At 38.0% G+C, this 25,362-nt stretch carries 26 protein-coding genes and 1 other RNA gene; 5 read left to right on the top strand and 22 right to left on the bottom strand.

Going from position 1 to position 25,362, the window contains the following annotated elements; translation table 11 throughout:
• Positions 1-31: 31 nt before the first annotated feature.
• From ACFQZ9_RS19615 to ACFQZ9_RS19585, 7 genes are all read right to left on the bottom strand, one after another.
• Positions 32-1,177 carry a THUMP domain-containing class I SAM-dependent RNA methyltransferase gene (locus tag ACFQZ9_RS19615; RefSeq protein WP_498945002.1) on the bottom strand — a complete coding sequence of 382 codons (1,146 nt, stop codon included), beginning with the start codon at positions 1,175-1,177 and terminating at the stop codon, positions 32-34.
• 137 nt (positions 1,178-1,314) lie between these two features.
• An RNA gene (gene rnpB, locus ACFQZ9_RS19610) (RNase P RNA component class B) lies at positions 1,315-1,710 on the bottom strand.
• 81 nt (positions 1,711-1,791) lie between these two features.
• The gene (gene gpsB, locus ACFQZ9_RS19605) at positions 1,792-2,094 is read right to left on the bottom strand and encodes a cell division regulator GpsB (RefSeq protein WP_198308980.1); all 303 of its coding nucleotides are present in this window, start codon (positions 2,092-2,094) and stop codon (positions 1,792-1,794) included.
• Between the two features lie 83 nt (positions 2,095-2,177).
• Positions 2,178-2,738 (bottom strand): SLOG family protein, encoded by a 561-nt coding sequence (locus tag ACFQZ9_RS19600; protein WP_198308981.1) that lies wholly within the window; start codon positions 2,736-2,738, stop codon positions 2,178-2,180.
• Between the two features lie 120 nt (positions 2,739-2,858).
• Positions 2,859-3,206, bottom strand: a complete 348-nt coding sequence (locus ACFQZ9_RS19595) for a CotD family spore coat protein (RefSeq protein WP_498945001.1) — start codon at positions 3,204-3,206, stop codon at positions 2,859-2,861.
• A 371-nt stretch (positions 3,207-3,577) separates the two neighbouring features.
• Entirely contained in the window at positions 3,578-4,843 is a 1,266-nt protein-coding gene (locus tag ACFQZ9_RS19590) for a ribonuclease H-like domain-containing protein (protein WP_498945000.1), read from the bottom strand.
• 3 nt (positions 4,844-4,846) lie between these two features.
• A complete protein-coding gene (locus tag ACFQZ9_RS19585; RefSeq protein ID WP_498944999.1) occupies positions 4,847-7,138 on the bottom strand; it encodes a DEAD/DEAH box helicase in 2,292 nt (763 codons plus the stop codon).
• 226 nt (positions 7,139-7,364) lie between these two features.
• Here ACFQZ9_RS19585 and ACFQZ9_RS19580 point away from each other — a divergent pair, with 226 nt between their 5' ends.
• The gene (locus ACFQZ9_RS19580) at positions 7,365-8,063 is read left to right on the top strand and encodes a Crp/Fnr family transcriptional regulator (protein WP_498944998.1); all 699 of its coding nucleotides are present in this window, start codon (positions 7,365-7,367) and stop codon (positions 8,061-8,063) included.
• A 144-nt stretch (positions 8,064-8,207) separates the two neighbouring features.
• Positions 8,208-8,690 (top strand): Hsp20/alpha crystallin family protein, encoded by a 483-nt coding sequence (locus tag ACFQZ9_RS19575; RefSeq protein WP_498944997.1) that lies wholly within the window; start codon positions 8,208-8,210, stop codon positions 8,688-8,690.
• Between the two features lie 44 nt (positions 8,691-8,734).
• Here the strand turns inward: ACFQZ9_RS19575 and ACFQZ9_RS19570 are convergent, their stop codons facing one another.
• Positions 8,735-9,277: a YppG family protein gene (locus tag ACFQZ9_RS19570; RefSeq protein ID WP_498944996.1), complete on the bottom strand. Its 543-nt coding sequence runs from the start codon at positions 9,275-9,277 to the stop codon at positions 8,735-8,737.
• 187 nt (positions 9,278-9,464) lie between these two features.
• Between ACFQZ9_RS19570 and ACFQZ9_RS19565 the strand changes: the two genes are divergently transcribed.
• Positions 9,465-9,677 carry a YppF family protein gene (locus ACFQZ9_RS19565; RefSeq protein ID WP_026573237.1) on the top strand — a complete coding sequence of 71 codons (213 nt, stop codon included), beginning with the start codon at positions 9,465-9,467 and terminating at the stop codon, positions 9,675-9,677.
• Positions 9,678-9,712: 35 nt separating this feature from the next.
• Here ACFQZ9_RS19565 and ACFQZ9_RS19560 read toward each other — a convergent pair whose 3' ends face one another.
• From ACFQZ9_RS19560 to ACFQZ9_RS19550, 3 genes are all read right to left on the bottom strand, one after another.
• Positions 9,713-10,069, bottom strand: coding sequence for a DUF1798 family protein (locus ACFQZ9_RS19560; RefSeq protein ID WP_498944995.1), 357 nt, complete (start codon positions 10,067-10,069; stop codon positions 9,713-9,715).
• A gap of 86 nt (positions 10,070-10,155) precedes the next feature.
• A complete protein-coding gene (locus tag ACFQZ9_RS19555) occupies positions 10,156-10,428 on the bottom strand; it encodes a hypothetical protein (protein ID WP_198308989.1) in 273 nt (90 codons plus the stop codon).
• A 578-nt stretch (positions 10,429-11,006) separates the two neighbouring features.
• Positions 11,007-11,969, bottom strand: a complete 963-nt coding sequence (locus tag ACFQZ9_RS19550; protein WP_498944994.1) for a DUF2515 domain-containing protein — start codon at positions 11,967-11,969, stop codon at positions 11,007-11,009.
• A 119-nt stretch (positions 11,970-12,088) separates the two neighbouring features.
• On the opposite strand from ACFQZ9_RS19550, the gene recU reads away from it, so the two are divergent.
• Together recU and ACFQZ9_RS19540 are read left to right on the top strand one after the other, a co-directional pair.
• A complete protein-coding gene (gene recU / locus ACFQZ9_RS19545; protein ID WP_198308992.1) occupies positions 12,089-12,703 on the top strand; it encodes a Holliday junction resolvase RecU in 615 nt (204 codons plus the stop codon).
• Positions 12,704-12,741: 38 nt separating this feature from the next.
• Complete coding sequence (locus ACFQZ9_RS19540; protein ID WP_498944993.1) at positions 12,742-15,399, top strand: PBP1A family penicillin-binding protein; 2,658 nt, start codon at positions 12,742-12,744, stop codon at positions 15,397-15,399.
• 21 nt (positions 15,400-15,420) lie between these two features.
• On the opposite strand, the gene ACFQZ9_RS19535 is transcribed toward ACFQZ9_RS19540, so the two are convergent.
• The 11 genes from ACFQZ9_RS19535 to panB all read right to left on the bottom strand — a co-directional run bounded on the left by ACFQZ9_RS19535 (position 15,421) and on the right by panB (position 25,359).
• Positions 15,421-15,807, bottom strand: a complete 387-nt coding sequence (locus ACFQZ9_RS19535; RefSeq protein WP_198308994.1) for a YpoC family protein — start codon at positions 15,805-15,807, stop codon at positions 15,421-15,423.
• Positions 15,807-16,463: an endonuclease III gene (nth, locus tag ACFQZ9_RS19530; RefSeq protein WP_198308995.1), complete on the bottom strand. Its 657-nt coding sequence runs from the start codon at positions 16,461-16,463 to the stop codon at positions 15,807-15,809. Before nth ends, ACFQZ9_RS19535 begins: the two co-directional genes overlap by 1 nt.
• 107 nt (positions 16,464-16,570) lie before the next feature.
• Complete coding sequence (locus ACFQZ9_RS19525) at positions 16,571-17,275, bottom strand: DnaD domain-containing protein (protein WP_498944992.1); 705 nt, start codon at positions 17,273-17,275, stop codon at positions 16,571-16,573.
• 130 nt (positions 17,276-17,405) lie between these two features.
• On the bottom strand, positions 17,406-18,596 hold the full coding sequence (locus ACFQZ9_RS19520) for a pyridoxal phosphate-dependent aminotransferase (RefSeq protein ID WP_498944991.1): 1,191 nt from the start codon (positions 18,594-18,596) through the stop codon (positions 17,406-17,408).
• 27 nt (positions 18,597-18,623) lie between these two features.
• Positions 18,624-19,097, bottom strand: a complete 474-nt coding sequence (locus tag ACFQZ9_RS19515; RefSeq protein ID WP_198308998.1) for a cell wall elongation regulator TseB-like domain-containing protein — start codon at positions 19,095-19,097, stop codon at positions 18,624-18,626.
• Positions 19,098-19,109: 12 nt separating this feature from the next.
• On the bottom strand, positions 19,110-19,280 hold the full coding sequence (locus ACFQZ9_RS19510; RefSeq protein ID WP_071353850.1) for a YpmA family protein: 171 nt from the start codon (positions 19,278-19,280) through the stop codon (positions 19,110-19,112).
• A gap of 104 nt (positions 19,281-19,384) precedes the next feature.
• Positions 19,385-20,233, bottom strand: a complete 849-nt coding sequence (locus ACFQZ9_RS19505; protein ID WP_198308999.1) for a ComEC/Rec2 family competence protein — start codon at positions 20,231-20,233, stop codon at positions 19,385-19,387.
• 85 nt (positions 20,234-20,318) lie between these two features.
• Positions 20,319-23,117, bottom strand: coding sequence for an ATP-dependent DNA helicase DinG (gene dinG / locus ACFQZ9_RS19500; RefSeq protein ID WP_498944990.1), 2,799 nt, complete (start codon positions 23,115-23,117; stop codon positions 20,319-20,321).
• A 132-nt stretch (positions 23,118-23,249) separates the two neighbouring features.
• Complete coding sequence (panD, locus tag ACFQZ9_RS19495; RefSeq protein WP_198309001.1) at positions 23,250-23,633, bottom strand: aspartate 1-decarboxylase; 384 nt, start codon at positions 23,631-23,633, stop codon at positions 23,250-23,252.
• Positions 23,634-23,677: 44 nt separating this feature from the next.
• Entirely contained in the window at positions 23,678-24,526 is an 849-nt protein-coding gene (gene panC, locus ACFQZ9_RS19490) for a 4-phosphopantoate--beta-alanine ligase (RefSeq protein WP_498944989.1), read from the bottom strand.
• Complete coding sequence (gene panB / locus ACFQZ9_RS19485) at positions 24,523-25,359, bottom strand: 3-methyl-2-oxobutanoate hydroxymethyltransferase (protein ID WP_198309003.1); 837 nt, start codon at positions 25,357-25,359, stop codon at positions 24,523-24,525. The genes panC and panB overlap by 4 nt, the downstream gene beginning before the upstream one ends.
• Between the last annotated feature and the right edge of the window lie 3 nt (positions 25,360-25,362).

Raw genomic sequence — 25,362 nt, 5'->3', positions numbered from 1 at the left:
GAGCGCTACACATTGAATTGCAATATATTGTCTACAATTCCGACTGCCTTGGCGGCCGCTTTCCCCAATATTGATATAGGTCTGTACGAATAAACCCATTAAAAAGCTTTCTTTTTTTCGTTGCAGGCTTCCCATATAATTGTTCAAAGTTTTCATTTGAAGTCATTATATAAATGGACCAAGTATCAAGCTTGCTAAAGGCTAGTCCCATTTCTTTGTACATTTGCTCTACTGCATTTTTTTCCCCAAGTCGTTCGCCGTAGGGTGGGTTCCCAACAATAACACCATATTCCTTTTTAGTCGAAATATCTTTTACCTGCATTTGTTTGAAATTAATTAATTCACCAAACCCTGCTTCAAAAGCATTCTCCTGAGCGATTTTCACCATACGATGGTCAATATCTGAACCTGTAATATCAAGGGGCTGATCGTAATTTGCCAAATCCTCCGCCTCTGTTCGAACATCATCCCAAACCTTGGAAGGAATCCAATTCCAACTTTCTGACACAAACTCTCGATTAAATCCAGGAGCAATATTTTGCCCAATTAAAGCAGCTTCAATTGGAATCGTTCCAGAACCACAAAAAGGGTCTATAAACGGACGGTCAGGCTTCCAATTAGTAAGCATGATTAGAGCAGCTGCAGTAGTTTCCTTTAACGGAGCCAATCCTTGATCAGCCCTATAGCCGCGTTTATGAAGTCCATCACCGCTGGTATCAATCGTAATCGTAGCAACATCCTTTAACATAGCCACTTCAATACGGTATAATCCACCTGTTTCCTCGAACCAGGAATTCCTTTTATAATGAGTTTTCATTCTTTCAACAACGGCCTTTTTTACAATCGATTGGCAATCTGAAATACTAAAAAGCTTAGATTTTACTGACTTGCCGATTACAGGAAACTCTGCATCTTCTGGTAGATATTTTTCCCAAGGCAATGCCTTTGTTTTTTCAAATAATTCATCAAAGGTATAAGCTTTAAATTCTCCAACCTTTATCTTTACTCTTGCAGCCGTCCGCAGCCATAAATTAGTACGGGCGATTGCATACTCGTCTCCAGTAAATGTTATTTTCCCATTATCCACTTCGCATTCATAACCAAGTGAACGGACTTCTTTCGCAACAAGAGCTTCTAGACCCATAGCTGCCGTTGCGATTAATTGATATTTTCCCATTATTTCACCCTTAACAAAATATGTATGTTCTCATTATAGACCAAACGCATAGCTTGAATGCACTCGACAATTGAAAATAAAAAAGCCCTCCCTATTAGGAGAGCCGTTCAATTCTTCATACTTTCCCATTAAAAACGTTCTGTAAGCCATGTTCTGTACCATAGTACTACAATCGATTTTAACATCTCGTACTTAGGTGGTAATCATCTATCTACAGAATCTCAATGACTCTGTCCTTCTCCTTGTTCAATTCCTCAGAGAAAGTGCCCCTACCATAATTTGGGTTTCTCGCTCGTGGGGTTTACCGCGTTCCACCCTTTCCATTTCTAGAAAGGCTCCGTCACTGTGGCACTTTTATAGGTATTCATACCATATCCCATAGGACTTAGGTATTTTCCCGGCCGTCAGCTGGATAACCCAGCTGCCCTAGCTTATGAATTCGCTAGGCACGAACACTACGAGCATCGCAGCTCGTGCGAGCATGGACTTTCCTCTACAATTCGCCAAAGCGGTTGTAGCGATTACCCGAACGTAATTAATGAAGACAATTTTTATTATATGTATTTCATGGATGTAATTCAATGGTTTTTATTAGGAAATACGGGTATTTTCTGTTAATCGTATAATTTGCTACCAAAAACATGCTTTTCAAGATTGGATAAACGTTTTAAAATATCAAAATTCGTTGTACCGGCTGGCTGGGAAATCGGCTGCCTTCTTGATGTTTCTTCAAGCTGCTTACGTAAGCGAAGATTTTCCTGTTGCAGATCATCTATTTCTTGATGAAAGATTTCGTAATCCTTAATAATTAAATCCAAAAATTTATCCACATCTTCTTGTTTATACCCTCTTACTGCGGTTTTAAACTCTTTTTCTAATATATCCTTTGCTGTTAATTTAACTTTATCAGACAGCATTCAAATCACCTCAAAATTCGCCAATCATTACCTATTATTTTTTCAAAAATATGCGCTTTTGTCAATTTATCTTTCCTAAATGATTAAAAATCAGATCTTTTTAATTGTTCCTCTTCAACAATCAACTGTAAATCATAAAAGGTAATCAGTTGGATAGGATAGGACCTCAGGCTTTGGTATTGAAGGGCTAGTTCATACAGGTATTTGGGACTTCCCTCTTTTTCCTGATCGTAAAGAAGTAGGAGCGCATCACTTTTCTCAAGAAAAAATTGATTTTTAAGCCGGAACTGCCATGGCTTTTCATAAACTTTTTTTGTAACGGAGTCTACAAAATCTGCCTGCATCAGAACAGATTCATACCACTCTTTATTTTTTTCACTCCAGTTTGCCTCTTGTTCCAAAAATGGTGTAATAACGGCTAGTCTTAATTCAGGAAATTCTTCCTGTAGTTCAAAGACAGCTTCCCCTGCCCAAAGTTCAACTCCTAATTGGCCGCTGATTAATACCCATTCGAGTCCTTCCTCGAGCATATGAAGCAATTCTTTTTTGATGGCAGCCTTTATGAAAAAGACAGAAGGGTGGTCATTTTGAAAAATCCCTAATTCAAAGGGCTTATAACCGGAAATTGTGAGTACCTTCGGCATGACTACTCCCTCTAAAAAAATTTTTTAAAATAGGACAAACACATTTTAAAAGATAACATATTATGTAGTAAACCAAAAAGAAACAAGGGCTAAAAAGCCCTTGTAAAATTCGCCTTATTCTTAGTAAAAACCAGGTCCCATTGGTCCTGGTCCCATAGGGCCTGCTCCCATTGGTCCAGGTCCCATTGGTCCTGCTCCCATTGGGCCGGCACCCATTGGCGCATTTGCCATTGGCCCAACTGCACCTGGCATTCCACATGGGGAACAACAGTTAATATGTTGGTTACAAACCTCTTCACAACAAGAAGCAGATTGTGGACAGTAGTGTTTATGTTGATACATATGATGGTTCACAGTTGTTGTGTGAACAGGATGAATGTGTGGCACCACCGTTGATGAGAACGTATGGTTCACAATGTTTGTTGTCGGATGAATGACTGGCGGCGTAACATTAGTACCTAAATACATATTGATATCTCCTTTCAGATAGTAATTCGATTTACACTAATAGGCTATGATGAAAGAAGGATTCTTGTACTAAGGAAAATACCTAATTTTATGCCGGACAGATTTTATTTTTGAAAAACCTAAAAGATTGAATAAAAGCTATCTTTTAAGCTTGTAAAAAGGACAGCAGTCAAACAAACGACAGCAAAAAATAAAAACAAGATTGCCTTATACATATTACCAGCTCCATAATTATTTTTGAGTCGTTTTTACTCACACAGTTTTACATTTTACCGTGTTTAACGATGATAAACAATATGGATTTACTGGTTTTTGCGTGAAAAAAATATGAAATTTTTGTTACAAAAATCGAAATATAGCGAATTTTGCGCTTACCCAGGAAATTTGACGAGTTTTTTCTCCAATCGTTTTAATCTTAACTCAAGTTGATAAAGAGAAAGCGGATGAGTATCCTTTTTTTGTCTTTGTAATTGGCTGACAATGTCCATCGCTTTTATACAATATTTTCTAGCTATCTCCACATCTTTTATTCTATGTTCATAAATCTTTGTCAATTCAAGGCATGATTCTTGAACAATCCTTTTGTCTTCTGAATTAACTGTTTCACTTAAAAGGTGCACTACCCTTTCCCATTCCCGTTCCTTCTTTAATTGAAAGGCTAGAGCCAGTTTCGCGTGATCAGAAGGCAGATCATTCCCGTCTGCAAGGTTTGTTAACACCTTTTTTGCTTCATTATCTTCACCTATAGCGGCAAACCATCTTCCAACCTCAAAGGTTTCCATCCTGGTCCGATTCGGGTCAATACCGCAAATTTGAAAGGTTAAATGAGTATACAAGGTAACAAGGGAAAGGATATCCACTTCATTGTGTTTTAAGATGCCAATCATTCCGTCAGGCTGTTTACTCTCGATAAAATCAAAATAAATCATTGGAGCCAAAAAACCCGGAATATCATCAATCCTTTCAACACCTAATACCTCTTTTTCAACAACAGCCAATTTTAAACGATCCAACCTATGTTTCCAGAGTCTCCTTGCAGAATGGAACAAATCAAAATGTCCAAAGGACGGCAGTTTTGGAACATGGTCCCTGACAAGTGTATGCCTCGTCTTTACCTGCGGCCAGTCAAACGATTTGCCATTATAAGTTACTAGAGTCTTATAGTTTACTTTTTCCAAAAAACTGTGATATAAAGGGACCTCCGCACCTGGATTAGGCAAAATATGCTGTCGTAAGATTAATTCATTTCCTGAGACACTGGCATAACCAAGTAAAAAAATCGTATTGCCGACTCCACCGCCAAGACCTGTTGTTTCCGTGTCAAAAAAGAATAATTCATTAGCACGATGTCCTGCAGCAGATAATGGATGGCTAATAGATTGTTTGTTCCATATTTCAACAGCTGCAAGAAAATCTTGAAAATGATAATGCCCATGCCGGTGCGATAATGGATATTTAATCTCGCGGATAAGACAGTAATTTTGATCGAGCACATATGGAAAAACATTTTCACTTTCCCATTGCTCCCTAAAGGGAATCTCCAACAAGGAAGACTCAGGAACACTTAAGTCTTTTTCTATTTGAACTCCAGTTGAAATATGTGGTTTTAACCGATTTAGTTTATTTTTTAAGGACACTTTTTACACTTCCCTTATCGACCCGGAAAACTTTACAAAAACATTTATAATTTTAATTGCATCTTTTTTGGATTGCTCATTAATCGTGTCAGCGCCAATACAGGATGGACAACCGGATTCACATTGGCAATGCTCAATCATTTTTCTAGTTTCTTCAAAGACCTCTGGCATCCCTTGATAAATTTTTTCACTTAGGCCTATCCCACCAGGATAGCGGTCATAAAAGAATATCGTTGGTTTTTCGTTATGATCCGCTTTAACCTGCGGAATGACATGAATATCTTGTGGGTCTGCCATCACAAACAATGGGGCTATATGGTTCAGAGCATGGGCGGCTCCAATCAATCCTTGTTCTAACCTCTCTTGACCCATTTCAGAAAATGACTGATCTAATGAAATCCACGCTGCATTTGTATGCAGTTCTTCTTCGGGCAAATGGATTGGACCGGAACCGATATTTTCATGAGTTTCAAACTTGATTTTTTTAAAAATCGTTGCCATGGCGCGGACACTTACATCGCCAAAACCGATTTCGGCTTGAGTTTGCGAGGAAAGCTTATCGACCTCAAGGACCTTTAATTGGACAGCTAGATTTGCATCAGTAAAATAGTCAACGTCCACTTCCCGAACAAATGCCTTTTTTTCGTCCCAATCCAGCTTCTCAACCTGGTATTGACGGCCTTGATGCAAATAAATGGCTTCATCATGAAGTAATGTCATGGCGGAAAAACGGTCCATTTCGCCAATCACCTTTACATTCGCAATATCTGATTGATCTACAATTACAATATTTTCCTGAGAAGCAGACCGAAGGCTAATATTGTGGGCAGGAAAGGAATCATTCATCCAATACCATTTATCCCCATTTCGATAGAGAATGCGCTCCTCTGTTAAATATTCTAATAACTCTTCTGTATCCACAGACCCAAATTTCTCCTCCTTCTTAAAAGGAAGCTCATATGCTGCACATTTCATGTGGTCAATTAAAATGATTAGATTATCGGGATTGATTCTTGCTGTTTCCGGACTTTTATTGAAAAAGTATCCCGGGTTCTGGATAATATATTGGTCTAGTGGACTCGAACTGGCTACCATAATAACCAGGGCCTCTCCGTGCCTTCTTCCGGCTCTTCCTGCCTGCTGCCATGCACTCGAAATGGTCCCTGGATAGCCTGTCATAATACAAACCTGAAGCTGGCCAATATCCACTCCTAGCTCCAGAGCATTGGTGCTTACAACCCCATAAATGTCTCCTGAACGCAGACCCTTCTCAATTTTTCTTCTTTCCGTCGGAAGATATCCGCCTCGATATCCCATAATTGACTTTGGACCTAATTGGTTTTTCACCAATTCCTGAAGATAGGTTAAAATGATTTCAACCCTTACCCTGCTTCTCGCAAATACAATCGTTTGAATTTTATTTTTTAATAATTCACCGGCAATTTTCCTTACCTCGAGTGTGGCACTTCGCCGAATATTTAGCGGTTTGTTCACAATCGGCGGATTATAGAATAAAAAGTGTTTCTTGCCGCTTGGGGCACCATTATTATCAATTAAGCACATTTTTTCTTCCGTTAACGCTTCTGCCAGCTCAAGAGGATTTGCAATCGTTGCGGAAGTACAAATAAAAACGGGATTGCTGCCGTAATACCGGCAAATCCGTTTTAATCTTCGAATCACATTGGCAACATGACTGCCAAAAACCCCCCGATACGTATGGAGTTCATCAATCACAACAAATTTAAGATTTTCAAAAAGGGACACCCATTTTGTATGATGCGGCAATATTGCAGAATGGAGCATATCCGGATTGGTAATGACGACATGTCCCGCCTTCCTCACTCTTTGCCGAATAGTCGCCGGTGTATCTCCGTCATATGTATAGCTATTTATATCCACACCCGCTGCCTGAATGATTTCGTTTATTTCACTTTTTTGATCCTGTGCAAGTGCTTTTGTCGGAAACATATATAATGCCCGCGCATTTGGATTTTGGAGAATCGTCTGCAAAACGGGCAGGTTATAACAAAGGGTCTTACCTGAAGCAGTTGGTGTTACTGCCACAATGCTCCTGCGGGCCATAACAGTTTTATAGGCAGTGCTCTGATGTGTATAAAGTTCTTTTATTCCCTTACTGTTCAATGCCTGACTTAAAACAGGATGTAAGGATTCAGGCAATGAAACGGTTTGGGCCGGTTTTTCTTCAATTGTCTCCCATGTCAGGATATTTTCTTTAAATTGTTCATTTGTCTTTAACTCAGATATAATTTCCTGCAGGTTTTTTTTCAACTTCATAAACCTCACCTCAATACTTCTATTTTATCGAATGAACGTTCGTAATTAAAGAGTTAAAAGGTTATTTTTCCTTATTTTAATTCTGGAGGATTATTCCAGCCGCCTTTTTTTAGCCACAATTTTGTAACATTTACAACACATTTTTTTAAGATAATACAGGTAATGATTAAAAAAAGGCTTGTTTTTTTGATACAATAGATTAAAACTAATTTAATGTGGTGAAAGAATGAAAATAGAAGAAATTAAAAAGGTACTTTCAGAATTCACTCTCTTTCGGGACTTAAATGACTATGAATTAACCAAAGTAACCGATATCGCGATTGTGAGGGAATGGAAAAAACATAGCCATGTTTTTTTACAGGGAGACCCGCTTGAAAATGTCTACTTTATTAAAAGTGGGAAAGTAAAAATCTATAAAAGCGATATTAGCGGGAAAGAACAACTTGTTAACGTTATGAAAAAGGGTGAAATGTTTCCGCATGTCGGCTTTTTTAGAAAAGGAGACTACCCTGCCTATGCTGAAATCCTCGAGCCATCAACCTTAATTGCAATCCCCATACTAAAGTTTGAATCTGTGCTAATTGAAAACCCTGAGTTATGTATAAAAGTATTTCGTGTCCTTGGGGAAAAAATTGTTGATCTGCAAAACCGGTTGGAGGAACAAATTCTTAATAATACGTATGAACAAATTATAAAATTACTCATCCGCCTTGCACAAAAGTATGGCAAGAAGCTTGAAGATAGCACCCTCCTCTTAAAAGCGGAATTTACCAATAAGGATCTTGCCAATATGATTGGAACAACCCGGGAAACGATTAGCCGGACACTGACAAAAATGAAAAAAGAGGAATTAATTGAAGTTGACGATGAAGGCAATATGATGCTTGATATCGATATTCTGATGGAAGAGATTCATTTAATCTAAGGAAAGTTTAACCGCTGCCTCACTTGGCAGCGGTTTTTATTCTGTGTTCCTATCCAAACCCAGGCCCACCCTGTTATTCAGGCACATACCTAGTACTGTTAGCATATGATGTTGTGTGAAATTCTTGAAAGTGAGGGAATTGCAATGTCATCCAAGCTTCCGGGCGATCCAAATAACAAAAAAAAATCAAAAACCGAGCCGTTCAGCGATCTATTTAAATCCATGAATGACTTGTTTCATGAACAGCCTATAAGAGGTTTTTTACAATCGATTGATGAATTCTTTAAAACTCCCTTTCCACTCAGTGCGGCCTTTCCCGTTGAAACGGTTGAAACGAAGGAGGAATATATTATTACGGCAGAACTTCCGGGGATTAAAAGAGAACAGATTCATCTAAATATTTCCGGCCATTACGTAACGATTTCCATTGATAACAATGAAATGATAACCGAGGAAGATGAAAATAATCAGCTTTATCATAAAAGGCAATTGCGCCAGCATTCCTCCAGAACCATTTCACTTCCCTACCAAATCAATGAAAAAAAAGTAAAAGCCTCCTATCGAGATGGCTTACTTCAGATCCGAATTCCTCAGGAAAAAGGAAAAGTCATCAGAATTGAAGAATAACCTACAAGAAACATAAAAAAGGCGGCTTATCGAAGCCGTCTTTTTTATGTTTTGAACATTCCGCCAAGCCCCTTTACCAGTGTAGAAACTTGATTTACTGCATTCATCATTGTACCAGCAGTATTCATCATTTTATTAAGATCTACTGTCCCATCCTGGGATTTAAACGAATTCATAATCGATTTCATTCCCCCAGGTTGTTTGGGGATCATGTTTTGTTTTGGATAAGGATTCATCATTGGATACCCGTTCATGGGCATATACTGGTTAGGAACCTTTTTCTCTTGTGGCTGAAGTGGATTTTGGAAAAGAAATTGCGAATTCTTCTGTGAAAACTGCTGGTTTGGATAGGGCATTTGCTGTTGAAACATTCCTTGTTGATAGGTTTGGCCAACCATTTTCGGTAAGTATGGGTTTTGCTGCTGGTACTGGTTCCAATCGTAATTTTGTGTTGGGGACGGATACGGAAATGGCTGATTTAAAACAAACCCTTGATGATTTCTTTCATAATCAACTGGCCACCCTTGCTTCCTTTGCCCTGGTAATCCACGATTGAAGTAGGGATCTGGCCGATAGTTACCATACATGGGCAAACATCTCCTCCGCACTTTCATTACTTCACTTTATGATAAAAACCCAAGAAAGGTGATTATTTTTAAAAGTACAGCGATTTGTCAAAACGAAACGAATTTTGTCTGAAGTTTAAATATTTCAAAAACAAAAAATCCTTTTTTTTCGTGATACGATAGAAAAAAGGTGAAGGAGGAGAAATCTATGGATATTCATGAATTAAAAAGCAAATTTATTCAAAGTCGAGATTACAGCACAAATGATGTTAATACACTAATGGATTTTGCCAAGAAAGCCTATATTCACAATGAAATTAGCATTAAAGAATATCGCCTTCTTGTCCGTGAACTTGAATCTCAAGGCGCGGTTATTCCTGAAAATTATACGGAAAACTCCCTCATCGAAAATTCTAACTAAATCACTTTAAAGAGATGCCATTTGGCATCTCTTTTCTATTTTTCTAACTCCAATAATAGACCTGTTAAAAAATATTCTACCGTTCGATTTGTATTCGTGAACCTTGTTCGGCTTGTTTCCGGGAAAAAGGCTTGGATGGATAAATCAGAAATATGTTCGGCTGTAAGATCAATTTGCTTTTCATGAATATGCTTTCGAGAGTTTTCTTTTAGCCATTTTTTCATTAACTCCTTCCATTCATCCGTTACCACCTTTACTTCATCAGCAAAAGGTTTTACCACTTGATGAAAATCCTGTTTTATCCCTGTTTTACGTACTTCTTGATAATATTTCAAGAACAATTGATTGTTTTGAAGTAATTTTTGCGTTAGTTCTTTATGTCGCTCTTCCATATGCTACCTTCCTTTTTTGGCAAAAATAAAAAGTAGCCGTAAATGCCAAAGCTACCTTAAAAAGATATTCTCTATTTTACTGTTTATTAAAAGCCAAGTTCAAGCTTTAGCCTTCCAGAGACATGATTTTGCTTCAGATCTGTATTATTGAAAGTATCAGGGAAGAGATGCCCCATTTCCACTTCTATTGCTGATAATTGTTGTTTAGGCACTGTCAATTTATTGTGTTCATCTTCCACTAAACTGTTTCGAAGGTCTGAGAATGATGCCTCTAGAACCGACTCTAATTCTTCCAACTGATCGTAAATATCTGTCAGCATCGTAAGCAGCATTTCTTTTTCAGACATTGGCTTATTCATGATTAACAGCCTCCTCAAGTTTTCTATAAGATAGTATTCTCCCTCTTTTTCCTGCTTCCTTCTACCATGACAAAACTAGAAGTTATTCGTCAAACAAAGTGTAATTTTGGCATTTTAAGCTTACGTATTCGACAAATCGTATTCCGAATGAAATTAGTAAAAACGTACAAGCTAGAAATGGAGGTGTTTTCGATGACAAATAAAAAACAGCAAAATAAAAATCCTAGACAATCAGAGACTGAAAAAAGAGCTGGCTATGGTGATAAAAAACTAGAAGGCCCAAATCGGCCGGCAGAATAACGAAAAAGCAAGGAAACTCCTTGCTTTTTTTCTTTTATAAAGGTTATTGAAAGAACAATATTGATTTGAACTACGTTGATTGGAGCGGAAGGCACGAAGACTCCTGCGGGAGTACGAGGCAGGGGAGACCCCACAGGAGCGAAGCGACGAGGAGGCTCCCCTGCACGCCCGCGAACCGCTTGTGTCTGGAGCGGAAATCAACAGGCCCTTTTGCAGGGACAATCAATAAATTAGTATTTTTCTTACAATCTGAGCAAGAATCACCCTGCTTTTTTCGTTTATGTAAGTGTATTTTTTAAGGCAAGCATCAGTTCTAACTGCCTTAATTTCTTGAAATACCAATCTGTTAGGTGAATTGAATGTTTATGACTGACTGGTCCATGGAGCCATATTGGGGATACAAGTTGTTGTTTATTCCAATCCTCATAGGTATGTTGATGATGTTTAATCACAGGAAAAGCTGCTCTTAAGATCGGCGTTTTTCTTGCAATCTTCGTTTTAAAGTACTGTTCATAATCATACCTTGAACCTGTATGCGGTGTACGATTGGCAAATTCAAAAAAATAAGGAAATAAACGTGGATGAAAAAGAATGTTTGCAAGCCGTTTCCCCAAATGAATTCTTTTTGAAACCGATCGGAATCCATTCACACAGGACCCATACACTTCTCCCCCACAGGTTGGAAACAATACACAGCTGAAATGAAGCCAATCCTGAAAAGTGAAAATCATCGAACGAAACACTTTCTTCTTATAAATTGGATGCTCAATTATTGGTTGTTGAATGACATTTTGTTCATTAATAATTAGAGCCGTCATCATTCTGAACTTATCTTTTTCATTCCAATAGTGAACCCATTCTTTTTGAATAAATGAAGAAACATTGAAATATGGAAGTAAATGAAACATCGAACGGTCTAATCTCGTCGAATATTGATAGAGCAACAGCTGGGGGAAAACATCGTGGAAAATTAACCAATTAGCCCGCTCATAGGTTAGGAAAAGCTGCTTTCTTATTTTTGGCTCCAATAAATGCGGGAAAATAGACCCTTCAAGGTCACACATATTCCATCCTCCATTCCTTGAAACCATATGGGCAAGAAAGGACCAAATAATATCAGGATTTTTCTTGAAATACCGAAAATAGGCATTTGTTCTTGAAATATTATCGAGATTTTTCTTATCCGTTTCAGTTATTATTTGACGGATAATCTCCTGTTCCTGTATTGTAAAATGATTCATTATGCTCTTCCCTTGTAAAATAAAAGTTATAATGATTAGAATACGGAACTTGCAAATTTTTATGCACCCAACTCCGCTGTGATTTGTTATGATAAGTAATAGTTTGAGAGGTGCAAGATATGAGTGTGAATTATCCAAACGGAAAACAGTATATTCCTAATGCAGCGGCAAATACCAAAATTGCTTATAAGAAAAAAAATGAATCTTACAGTAATCGAGGAATGACTCTTGAAGAAGACTTAAATATTACAAATGAATTTTACAGAGAGAAAAAAATTGCGGTTGTTCATAAAAAACCTACACCTGTTCAAATTGTTCAGGTAGATTACCCAATGCGAAGTGCGGCTGTAATAAAAGAAGCTTATTTCAAGCAAGCCTCTACTACCGATTATAACGGGGTATATAAAGGTAAATATATTGATTTTGAAGCAAAAGAAACACAGAATTCCAGTTCATTTCCCTTAAAGAATTTCCATGAACACCAAATCCGGCATATGGAAGAGGTATTGCTTCAGGGAGGAATCTGTTTTGTTATTTTAAGATTTACAAAACAGGAACAGGTTTATTTGCTTGAAGCGAAAAACTTATTACAATTTTGGGATAGAATGAAAACAGGAGGAAGAAAATCAATTACCAAGGAGGAAATTGAACAACTTGGGTATTACATTCCGCTTGGATTCCAAGCAAGAATTGACTATATTAGAATAATAGATACACTTTATCAATTGTCTTAAATAACCTTGAGTGAAGTTGGAAAGGAAGGACTTTAAAAATGGCTGATCAATATCAATCAAGAGAGGAGCGCCGAAAACAGAAGCAAGCAAAGGGCAAACCCAAAACAAAAACAAAGAAAAAACCTAAAGGGATTATAAAAAAGATATTTTTAACCCTTGTCGCCCTTGGAATTGTCATGATTTTGGCCGGGGTTGGAACTTTTGCCTACATGGTGAAAGACGCTCCAAAACTTGATCCAAAGGTTTTAAAAGATCCCATTTCATCGAAGATTTTAGATATGAATGGCCACCTACTGACTGAAGTGGGTGCTGTTAACAGGGAATATGTCGACTATAAGGATATACCAAAGCTTTTGGAGAATGCCGTCCTGGCTACGGAGGATTATCGTTTTTATAAGCACCATGGAATTGATCCTATCCGTCTTGGCGGTGCTGTGCTGGCTAATATTAAGCATGGATTTGGGGCTGAAGGTGGAAGTACCATTACCCAGCAGGTAATTAAAAATTCCTTTTTAACACCTGAGAAAACAATAAAAAGAAAAGTGGAAGAAGCGTGGCTTTCCTATCAGCTAGAACAGAAATATACAAAACACCAAATTTTTGAAATGTATGTCAATAAGGTAAATATGTCAGAAGGCAGCTACGGGATGGCAACGGCTGCTGAAACCTATTACGGAAAAAAACTAAAGGATTTGACATTGCCTGAAGCTGCCTTGCTAGCGGGAATGCCGCAAAGTCCTAATAATTACAATCCATTTACAAATCCTGACCTCGCAGAAAAAAGACGCAATATCGTATTATCCTTAATGCATCAACACGGTTTTATTTCAAAGCAAGTGATGGAAGAAGCCATGAAGGTTCCGATTAAAAAAGGATTAGTAAAAGAAGACAAGCGCAAGATTGATGAGAAACCTTTTGATTCTTTTGTTGATGCAGTAATTGATGAAGTGAAACAGCAAGGAGATTTTGATATTTTCTCCGATGGATTAACTATTTATACAACGGTAGATCCAAAGGCACAAAAATATGTTTATAAAATGCTGAACACCCAGGATGTGATTAACTATCCTGATGAAAAGTTCCAGGCTGGTATTTCACTTCTTGATACGAAAACTGGAGCAATCCGGGCAATCGGCGGCGGTCGAAATCAGCAAGTTAAACGCGGTTTCAACTATGCAATTGATACAAGACGCCAGCCGGGTTCAACCATCAAGCCTGTCTTGGATTATGGCCCAGCCATTGAATATTTAAAATGGGGAACATATCAGACAATTGATGATAAACCGGTAAAATATTCGACTGGCCAAACCTTTGGAAACTGGGATGGCCGCTACATGGGGAGAATGACCATTCGAACTGCATTGCAATTATCTAGAAATACCCCAGCTGTACAAACCTTACAGCAGGTAGGATTAGATCGCGCCAAAAAGTTTGCTAATAATTTAGGGATTCCTTTGAAAGAAATTTATGAATCCTATGCAATCGGTGGATTAAGGGACGGTGTTTCTCCTCTTCAAATGGCCGGTGCATACAGTGCTTTTGGTAATAATGGTTTATATACAAAACCATATGCAGTGAAAAAAATTAAACTACGTGATGGAACTGTCATTAACACCACACCAGAAACAAAAGTGGTGATGAAGGATTACACAGCCTTCATGATTACCGATATGCTTAAAAGTGTCCTACAATATCCGGGTACAGGAACAAGGGCCAACGTCCCAGGACTTCATATCGCAGGGAAGACAGGAACAACGAATTATACAGACGAGGAAAGAGCACAATGGAATATCCCGAGCAGCTCTTATATTCCAGATGCCTGGTTCTCCGGTTATACACCAAATTACACAGCATCGATTTGGACCGGATATAAGGACCGTTCCACCCCAATTGCACCGGGAGATGGACAAAAGATTGCTCAAGATATGTTTAGGAATTTAATTTCCTATGTATCTGAAGGGAAACAAACATCCGATTTCCCTGTTCCAAATAGTGTTCAAAGGGTAAGAATTGAAAAAGGCTCAATGCCGCCGGTACTTGCAAGTCAATATACACCATCAAATTTGGTCATTACAGAATATGCTGTTAAAGGGAACGCACCAAGCAGAGTATCAACTCGATATGATAAATTGAATGCACCTGGCAGTGCATCAGTAAAATACGACGAAAAAAATAATCAGCTTGTTCTTAAGTGGAGTTATAAAAATAAATCATCAGCGAATATTCAATTCGCTGTGACTGTTGATAATGGTTCCGGACAAACAAGTTTAACAACTGAGAACAAATCCATTTCAATTCCAAATGTTACACCGGGAGCAACCTATAAATTTACCATTGTTGCAACCGACGGAAGCCGGAAAAGTGATTCGGCTGCTGCAAGCTTCACTGTACCAAAAGCTCCTGAAGAAACAACTCCTGGAAATGAAAACAATGGTGATAACGGAAATAAGAACGGTACACCATCTGATACGAATCCAGGACAGGATACCGGTCAAGACCAGGGCAACGGTACTGGTACTGGTACTGGCACTGGCACTGACACTGAACAAGGACAGGGTCAGGGTCAAGATCAGGGTACTGGCACCGAACAAGGAAATAATCCAGGTAATAATGATCAAGGCACTACTGACACTAATACCGGCACAACAGACAGCGGTACCACTACCCCAGACACTGAACAGCCGGGTACCCAATAACATCAAAAAAAGCGTCTAGCCTTATGGCTTTGACGCTTTTTCTTTAATATTTTTTTTAACAAACTGTTTTTCTTGTTCAAGAAAAAGTTCAGAAAGCTGACGATAGGAATGAAAAAGGTTTGGTCTTTTGAGGATAAAGCCAATCCTCTCACCGATGTTAACAGGTCTGTATGGTAATGAATCAAGTGGCAGTGGTTCTTTATCAACCACCGGCAATTCATTCGACCAAAATAAGAATTTAAGAAATAAGTTAATCCCCTTTTTCATTCCCAGATTCGTATTCTCTTGATCACGAATGCGATAAAATTTTTCAAGATCTGTTTTGATCTGTCCCCATTCCAAAAGAAGACTTGGAATCACTTCGGAAGGGTTCTCCCAAGGCTTTTCAAAATTAACTCGATTTTCCATTAGGAAACATCCTTTGCCTTCATCCTCTTCTTCCCTTCCCTGCATAGCTCTAATAAAGGACAAGAAGGACATTGCGGGTTTTGTGCCTTACAATGGTATCTTCCAAAGAAAATCAGGCGATGATGGGTTACCGACCATTCCTCGGGTGGTATTTTCCTCATTAGCGTCTTTTCCACCTCAAGAACAGAATCTTTCCAGCGGCAAATGCCTAACCGTTTAGTCACTCTTTCAACATGGGTATCAACGGCAATAGCCGGTATATTATAAGCAACAGAAACCACGACATTTGCAGTTTTTCTTCCAACTCCAGGGAGCTTCGTGAGTTCATCACGATCCATAGGAATTCCCCCATCATACTCTTCTAGGATCATGCGGCATAGGCTTTGAATATTTTTAGCTTTATTACGGTATAGCCCAATTGAACGAATATCATTTTGCAGTTCTTCCAGCGGTACACTCAAATAATCTTCAGGAGTTCTGTACTTTTGAAATAAGTTTTTCGTTACTTTATTGACGAGTGCGTCTGTACATTGGGCTGATAAAGAAACAGCGATGATTAATTCAAAGGGATTAGAATGATTTAATTCACAATGGGCGTCAGGAAACATCTCGCCCATTTTATCAAGACAATAGCGAATTTGTGTATTATTCAACAAAACTGTTCACCTACCTCATAAATTAAACTTGCCTGCGATTTGCGCTTGAATCTAACACAGATTAAATAAAAACAAACGAGAGAAGTTTCTCTCGCTGATTTGAGATTTTATTGTTCGAGCCAATTGTAGAAAGGGACTGTTGGGGGTTGTTCCGAATCTTCCTGGCTTGTTTTTCTATTTTGCTGTTGTTTATTACGAAATTTTCGACCATGGTTTTTTGCTTGTTCAATTGTTTTAATCCCGTTTTTCTTCCATTCAAATAAAATCCGATCAATATAACGAAAATTCAATTTTCCGGACATTACTGCTTCGCGTAATGCAGCTTTAATAATAATGGGGTGATGATGATCATCATCCATCCACATCGCCAATGACTCGCATTCAAATGGAGATAAGGGACGCCCGAATTCTTTTTCAAAACATGTATAAAGATCTGTTTCTTCGGATTTTTTATTTGCCTCATCAACGCGTTTATTTTTCATCAAGAATTGTTCAACCAATTTCTCTAGCAAGGGAATCACAGAATACCTTTCATACCGAATCCCATCCTGTGAATATTCATCAATGATTTCGATACATCCCTTTTGGATAAGTCTTCGCAGCATTTCATTGCATTCCGCTATGGAAACTGTCATACGGGAGGAGAGTTCTTCAGGGGTTGGAAATTGATTTCCTTTTTCGATAAAAGTCATAATATTTAATAAAAGAACAAGTTCGTATTCGTTTAAATTTAGATTTCGATACTCAGAAAATAAAATGGCCGGGACAGTAATATTACCTTCCTGAAGCCATGAAACAATCGTTGATTTCATATAGTAAACACCTCCTGTTAAGTATAACATGAACAGGCCATGGTAGTAAGAAGTATTAGAAATCCAACATTGGTAAAGAAAACTATAAGTAAAAAAAGTCTGCATTAGCAGACTTTTTCATCAATAAAGATTATCCTTGACGCTTAGACTCAACAAATTGACGCATTCTGGCAACTGCTTTTTCTAATAAATCCAATGACGTCGCATAGGAAAGACGAATATTATCTGGCGTTCCAAAACCAGAGCCTGGGATAACGGCAACTTTCGCTTCTTCGAGTAATGCAGTTGCAAAGTCATCCACATTATTAAATCCTGTAAGCTCTGCTGCCTCTTTCACATTCGGATACAAATAAAAGGCTCCTTGTGGCTTTACACATGAAAAACCTGGAATTGAAACTAATTGATCATAAATAATTTCTAATCTTTGTTCAAAGGCTTGACGCATTTCCTCGACAGGCGCCTGCGTGCCGTTATATGCTGCAATAGCCGCATATTGTGCAGTTGTTGTTGGATTCGATGTACTGTGACTTGCCAGGTTTGTCATTGCTTGGATAATTTGACTGTTACCAGCAGCATAACCAATTCTCCATCCAGTCATGGAATGGGATTTGGAAACACCATTGATAATAATAGTCTGAGCTTTTAGTTCAGGTGAAATTTGAGCAATTGAAATATGCTTATGATCACCGTACACAAGCTTTTCATAAATTTCATCTGAAACAACTAGGATGTCCTTTTCAAGGCAAACCTTTCCTAATTCCTGAAGCTCCTCCGCTGTGTATAGGACACCTGTAGGATTGCTTGGTGAATTAATGATAACGGCTTTAGTCCGATCAGTAATGGCATTCACTAACTGGTCAGGAGTGATTTTAAATTGATTTTCTTCTGCACCCTCAATATAAACCGGCGCACCTCCTGCAAGCTTTACTTGTTCAGGATAGCTGACCCAGTATGGAGTTGGAATAATAACCTCGTCCCCATCATTTAACAGCACTTGGAAAAGGGTGTATAAAACATGTTTAGCTCCATTTCCAACAATGATTTCATTTGCCTTATAGGAAATCCCTTGGTCCTTTTCAAATTTTTCAATAATCGCTTTCTTAAGTGCAGGTAAACCCGCTGAAGGAGTATATTTTGTATGACCTGCCTGCATAGACGCTGTTGCTGCATCTAAAATGTGCTGTGGTGTATTAAAATCAGGCTCACCAGCACCTAATCCAATAACATCTTCACCTTGTTCTTTTAATTCTTTTGCTTTTGCTGTAATCGCTAATGTTGATGAAGGCGTTAGCGCCAACACCCGATTTGCAAGATTTACCAACTTCTTCTCCTCCATTCTCCAACTATACTAAAAGTTTTCAATTTTTTTTAGCCATTCTCCTGTTTCAAAGTGAATGTAATAATAATTTATTAAATTATTTTTTGAACGGTAATAAATTTCCCATAAAGGGATATTTTTCTCCATTCCTAATCGAACAGAAATAATTTTTTCAGGATTTTTTTCTTGTAAAAGCTTTTTTATTGCCTGTTCTTTTGTAAGACCTGTCTTTGCATTTCTTACGATAATCTGTTTCGTCTTTTCAGGAATCCAAACGATAATTTTTTGACCGTTTTTGGCTTTTCCTTCAATGACATTAACCGTATCGATTCCATGATAGACATGAAAGTCATCCACCTCTTTAATGGCAACTTTTTTCTCAGCAAGAGCAACGGCTTTTTTTTCTGCAGTATTAAGGGGTTCTTGGGCTTTTACATACACTTTAACCAAAATCCCTGTAAAAACTAATATAATTACTACGAGACTTACAATCCATTTTTTCACGTTATCACTTCACTATGTACGATAAATGGTAAAAATCGCTTTATTTTTATCTTCTTGATCTAGGGCAAGTCCAAACATGAGGTCTTTTTCCTTTAGTGTTCGATTAAGAGCATCGACTATTTTATATAAATCCGGACCATGCTGGATTTTAACCGTTGATAAGACTTCAATTTTACTCTCCATATCCTGCCTCCTTTATTGCCAAATCAGAAAACTCTTCAACTATTATAACAGGTGTGCACGGTTTCGTGTTTTAATTTACCCTATATTAGTTTAATTTTTTGCCTTTATTCATCCCCTTCAATTGGGATGTTAAATACCTCATAGTTTGACTCTGTAAATTTAATGGTCACAGTACCTTGCTTCTTTGTAAAATATACTTCCGACCAGGAGTCCTGTAAATCCTGGATCATATCAATATCAGGTGAGTTTTTTTCTGCGGAAAAAAGAATCGATATTTGTGGGTTGACCGTATGAATTAATTTTTCAGATAAAGAATTGTCCTCGACCATCGTTGGAACCTTAAAGACATTGATATCACCGAGATTTTTTTTCATTAACATTTCCTGTGACCTTGGACTATATGAAGTCATAAAAAAGAGACGATGTTTATAAAACTTTAAAGTAAAGTCTAACCCCTCATCTTGTTCATTTCCTGCAAACTGAACGTTTGCTAATACCTCAGGTAAAATCTGTTTCGATGTCCCTTCTCCCCAGACCTTTATAGGAATTAAATTCGCACCATGGAAATAAGCCGACAATTGATTTGAAATTTCACGGGTTGTCACAATTTCTTTTATAAAATATTTGGAGATTAAATGATTAATTTGAGATTCATTTAATCCTTGTTTATTTGTTAAAATTAAAGAATTAATTTCTTTTACTCCATAGAACTGCAGCCATTCATCTAATTCTGACTCTACGCTCTCTCCACCTGTATTCACTAATATATTTTCATCATTAGGGCCTTGAATAAGGGTTGCCTCCCCGTTTGTTAACCCCAAAAAAGATACGGCCATTTCATGGTCTTTCAATTTTAAGTTGATACTTTCAAAATCATCTGGGATTAATGAAGAGGCAAAACCCAATGTGGCATTCTGTAATAATAGAGTTATTAGGATTAGTAAAATTCTCATACACATTCCCTCCCCTATAGTATCTATAGGATGTGTAATTTTACCAAATTTTATCCCAATTTACTGGTTAGGAAGATTCCTTCTTTCATAACCACTCATTAATAATCTCCACAAGTTCATCTATATTACCTTTTTTGACCGGAACAGCGGGAATTGACTTTAAAAAGGCATTGCCATACTTCGTAGTGATAATCCTTTTATCAAGAACAATGACAATCCCCCTGTCTGAAGCTGTTCGAATCAATCGGCCAAAGCCTTGTTTGAAACGAAGAATCGCCTCCGGAAGAGAATAATCCGAAAAGGCATTCCCACCCTGCTGGGTGATATATTGACATTTTGCCTCCGTAAAGGGTTCGTCCGGCGGGCTAAATGGAAGCCTGACAATAATAAGGCAGGATAAATCCTCTCCGGGGATATCTACACCTTCCCAAAAACTGCTTGTCCCGAGTAAAATGGCCTTATCATAGCGCTGAAAATTTCGCGTTAGCCTTGTTCTGCTCCCACTTGTAATTCCTTGAGCAAAAATCGCAAAATCGCTTAAAAAACCACTTTCTTTTATGAGTTCATATGTCTTTTTCAGCATGTCATAGGCTGTGAAAAGAATCAGCATTCTTCCCTTTGTTGCTTCCGAAAGTGAAATAATATGTTCTGTAATGGTTACAACATAATCATCCAGTGAAACAGAATTGATTTCAGGTAAATCCTCAGAAATCAATAGCTGAACATGATCTCCATATTCAAATGGAGAAGGAATCATCATAGTAGAAGCGGAATGTAGACCAATCTCCTTCTTTATATATTCAAATGAATGGTTAACCGTTAAGGTGGCTGATGTTACAACAACGCTTTTCTTCTTATTGAAGAACTTTTCCCTGAGCGCTACCGCAACAGAGGCTGGTTTCGCTAAAAAGGTTGTTACGTTTTGTGGAGACCTATAGTCTACTTCCATCCATTTTACAAAATTTGTTTTTAGAATAAAACATGATTGGACAGTATTCTTCAATTCTTCCAAATCATGTAGGAATGAAATCAATTCCTCGATTATATTCCTATGCTCTTGTGTAAGTTTATCTTTTTTATTCTCAATCCATGCTAATCTGTCCATCATTGCTGAATGCAAATCCTTTAGCAAGAATGCAAATCTTTCTGCACTATGGACAAGTGCTGACTTCTCTTTTCCATGATCTTCGTCTGAAAAGCGCACCTTTGCTCGGATGAATCCCTTTTTGTTACTTCCCATCTTTTTGGCATATAGGGCAATCAGCTTAAAAAAATCATCCATTTCATAAAATAAATCTGTTGCCAGCTTGTTTATTTTAGATGTATGTGTCAACGCTTCCCCTTTGATGCCGGATACTTGCAGCAATTCCTCAAATTGATAAAAAAGCTGCTTCTGTTCATAGTGACCAAATTGGCTTAACAGCATTCTAGTGGACAAATAATCCAAGCTAAAGCCAAAAAACTGACTGGCTACCTTCTCAAAATGATGTCCCTCATCAATAATGCAGAAATCAAAATTAGGCATAATGGTCCCATCAGTGGAAAGATCACTTAATAGTAAAGAATGATTTGTAATGATTAAATTTGCTTCTTCAGCTGTTTTTTTAGCCCGAAGATAGTAATCCTTTTCAAGCCATTCATTTGATTGTATAAAAACAACAGGGTCATTTTTTATCCGATTCCAATAAAAAGATCCTCCGCTTGCAAGATTTAATTCATCTTTATCACCTGTGTCTGTTTCCATCAACCAGACCAGGATTTGCATTTTCGTTAAAGTTGTATCGTAATTATCGTTTTCATCTAATAAGGTTTCGTTGAATTTCTCCAGGCTTATATAGTGACTTCTTCCTTTCAAAAGCACTGATATGAATTTGAATGGAAGCATCTTTTCGAGCATTGGAATTTCTTTTTTAATAATCTGCTCCTGGAGCTGAATGGTATGGGTACTCACAACAACGGGCTGTCCGATTTGCTTGGAATAAAATACGCTTGGTAATAAATAGCCAAGGGATTTTCCTACTCCTGTCCCCGCTTCAATCAACAAATGCTCCTGTTTTTGAAACGCTTGATAAATTCCATCCATCATCGTAAGTTGACCGGTTCTATTTTCAAAGTTTTCAAAGGCCTGCTTTATGATTTTGATTTTTTCCGCTTCTTGTTCAGGATAATGAAGAGACTCCTTTTCCCGATTTACTGATTGCCTCGCAGTTTCTTTTTTTAAGGCAATTCCCTTAAACATTTCAAGCCCTTCTGGCAGGACATCTTTAGTAAGATCCTTCTCCACGAGTAACTCGTCGAGCAATTGCTGTAAATCACTTTTAAGACCACCTGATAGCTGTGAAAGCTGTCTTAATGTTGTGATGGGCATTGATGCCAGTTTGTTAAGCAAAATAAGGAATAATTCTGCAGTTACCTCGGCATCACTGTCGGCTTGATGCGGACGGTCGTGCTGTAAATTTTCTTTTTCTGCTAGATCTGACAACTTATAGCCGTCTGCTGTTGGGTACAGAATCCTTGCCATTTCCACCGTGTCTATTACAGATCCGTAAAATCCTTCAAAACCAGCAAGCTGTAATTCTTCCTGAAGAAATGACAAATCAAATAATACATTATGTGCAACGAAATAAGCCCCTTCAAGAATTTTCTCTATCCTTGGGGCAATTTCTGAAAACACAGGAGCATCCTTTACCATATCATCATGAATACCAGTCAATTCTTCAATAAAAGCCGGAATTTGCTTTTTTGGATTAACCAGTGATGAAAATTTTTCTGTGATTTTACCGTTTTCAATGACCACAGCTGCAAATTGAATAATTCTATCTCCCTTTTTAGGAAGATTACCCGTGGTTTCTAAATCTATAACAACATATTTATTATCTAACATTATTTACACCTCAAACCTTCGTTCATTAAAACGGTATCACAAAAAAGGTAAAAGAAAAAGAAACTATTTCATGAGATTTAAAACTATTATATAAAAAGAACCGCAAAAAAGAAAAATCCCCAAAAGAGGGGATTACATCACTGTTAACGCTGGTTCAGCGTGTATCAATTCTTTTATTTTGTTGTTTTCATCCATGATGGCTACCCTTGGGCTATGCTCAGATAATTTTTCTTCTGAAACGATAGCATAGGAAATAATAATAACAATATCCCCTTTTTGGACAAGTCGTGCCGCCGCACCATTTAAACAAATCACTCCGCTGCCGCGCTCGCCGGGAATAATATAGGTTTCAAGACGTGCTCCATTGTTGTTGTTGACAATTTGCACCTTTTCATTGGCAAGCATCCCAACCGCATCCAAAATATCTTCATCAATGGTAATACTGCCCACATAGTTTAAATTCGCTTCTGTAACAGTTGCGCGATGGATTTTTCCATTCATCATTGTACGAAACATGATTGTTCTCCTCCCGGTCTTTGGTTGTTTTTCTATTGTACAGATTAATTTATTTCTAAAATGAAATTATCAATTAAACGAACATTAGTAAAATGTACAGCCAATGCGATGATGAATTTCCCCTCTAATCTTTCTAAAGGAAGTAACTGCGGGTAGGACAATATTTCTACATAATCAATACGACCGCTGCTCTCTGAAGTAATCATTTCCTTAATTAAGCTGATTAGTGTAGAAGGGTTTCTCTCCCCCTCATTCATCACCTTTTTCGCTTGCATCAAGCTTTTATGAAGAACAACTGCCTGCTTTCTATCTTCCGGAAGAAGATTTACATTCCTTGAGCTCTTAGCAAGCCCGTCTGCTTCTCGAACAATATCAACGGGTACTAATTCAACTGGGAAATTTAAGTCGGTAATTAGCCCCTCAACAACTGCCACTTGCTGGGCATCCTTTTTCCCGAAATAAGCCCTTGTTGGCAGCACAATATGGAAAAGCTTCGCCAAAACTGTTGCCACCCCGTCAAAATGACCGGGACGGGATTTTCCGCATAGTACGTCCGTGCGTTTCTGAACCACTAAGGTAACGGATGAAGGATTCGGATACATTTCCTCAACAGAGGGGTAGAAAAGAAAATCTACCCCCTCACTCTCCGCCAATTCCCGGTCCCGTTCAAAATCGCGGGGATATGTGGAAAAGTCCTCATTTGGACCAAACTGAAGTGGATTAACGAATATGCTTAATACAACCAGATCATTTTCTTCTCTCGCTTTTTTTATAAGACTGAGATGACCCTCATGCAAAAAACCCATGGTTGGGACAAAGCCGATCGATTTTCCTTGTCCTTTTTGATTTAAGACCTCTGCTTGCATTTCTTTGACAGCTGGAATAACCCTCATTGTTTTCCTCCATAAAGACCTTGAAGTTCTTCCTCTTTCATTGTAAAGGAGTGTTGATCTTCCGGAAATTTGTTCGATTTAACCTCTTCGGTATAGGCTTGGATTGATTCCGTAATAAATGGATTTAGATTTGAATATTTCTTTACAAACTTAGGTACCCGTTCAACACCATATCCTAAGACGTCATGATATACAAGGACTTGTCCATCTACATTTTGCCCTGCACCAATCCCAATCACAGGTATGTTCAATTCTTTTGCAACTTCATGTGCAAGCTGCTTTGGAACACATTCTAAAACAACGGCAAATGCTCCTGCACGTTCACATTCTCTTGCATCTTCAAGCAATTTAATCGCCGCATGGGCATCTTTGCCCTGAACCTTATATCCACCTAATACGCCTACAGATTGTGGTGTTAACCCTAAATGGGCGCAAACTGGGATTCCAGCCTTGGTAAGGGCAGCTATTTTTTCAATAACATCATCTGCTCCTTCAATCTTTACCGCATGTGCACCTGTTTCTTGAATCAATCTGCCGGCATTTTTCAGCGTTTCATGTAGTGATAGATGGTACGTTAAAAATGGCATATCAGCGACAATAAAGGTGTCTTTAGCTCCTCGTTTAACCGCTTTTGTGTGGTGGATCATGTCATCAAGGGTTACGGGAATAGTAGAGTCATACCCGAGGACAACCATACCTAATGAGTCCCCAACTAAAATGATGTCTACTCCTCCTTGCTCGGCATGTTGAGCGGAAGGATAATCATAGGCCGTTAACATGACAATTTTTTCTCCGTTTTGTTTCATTTTCAGAAATTCAGTCGTTTGCTTCATCAT

The organism is Neobacillus sp. GCM10027624 (genome assembly GCF_042675345.1).
Classification (GTDB): Bacteria; Bacillota; Bacilli; order Bacillales; family Cytobacillaceae; genus Neobacillus; species Neobacillus cucumis_D.
This window is presented reverse-complemented; position numbering and strand designations above follow the sequence as displayed.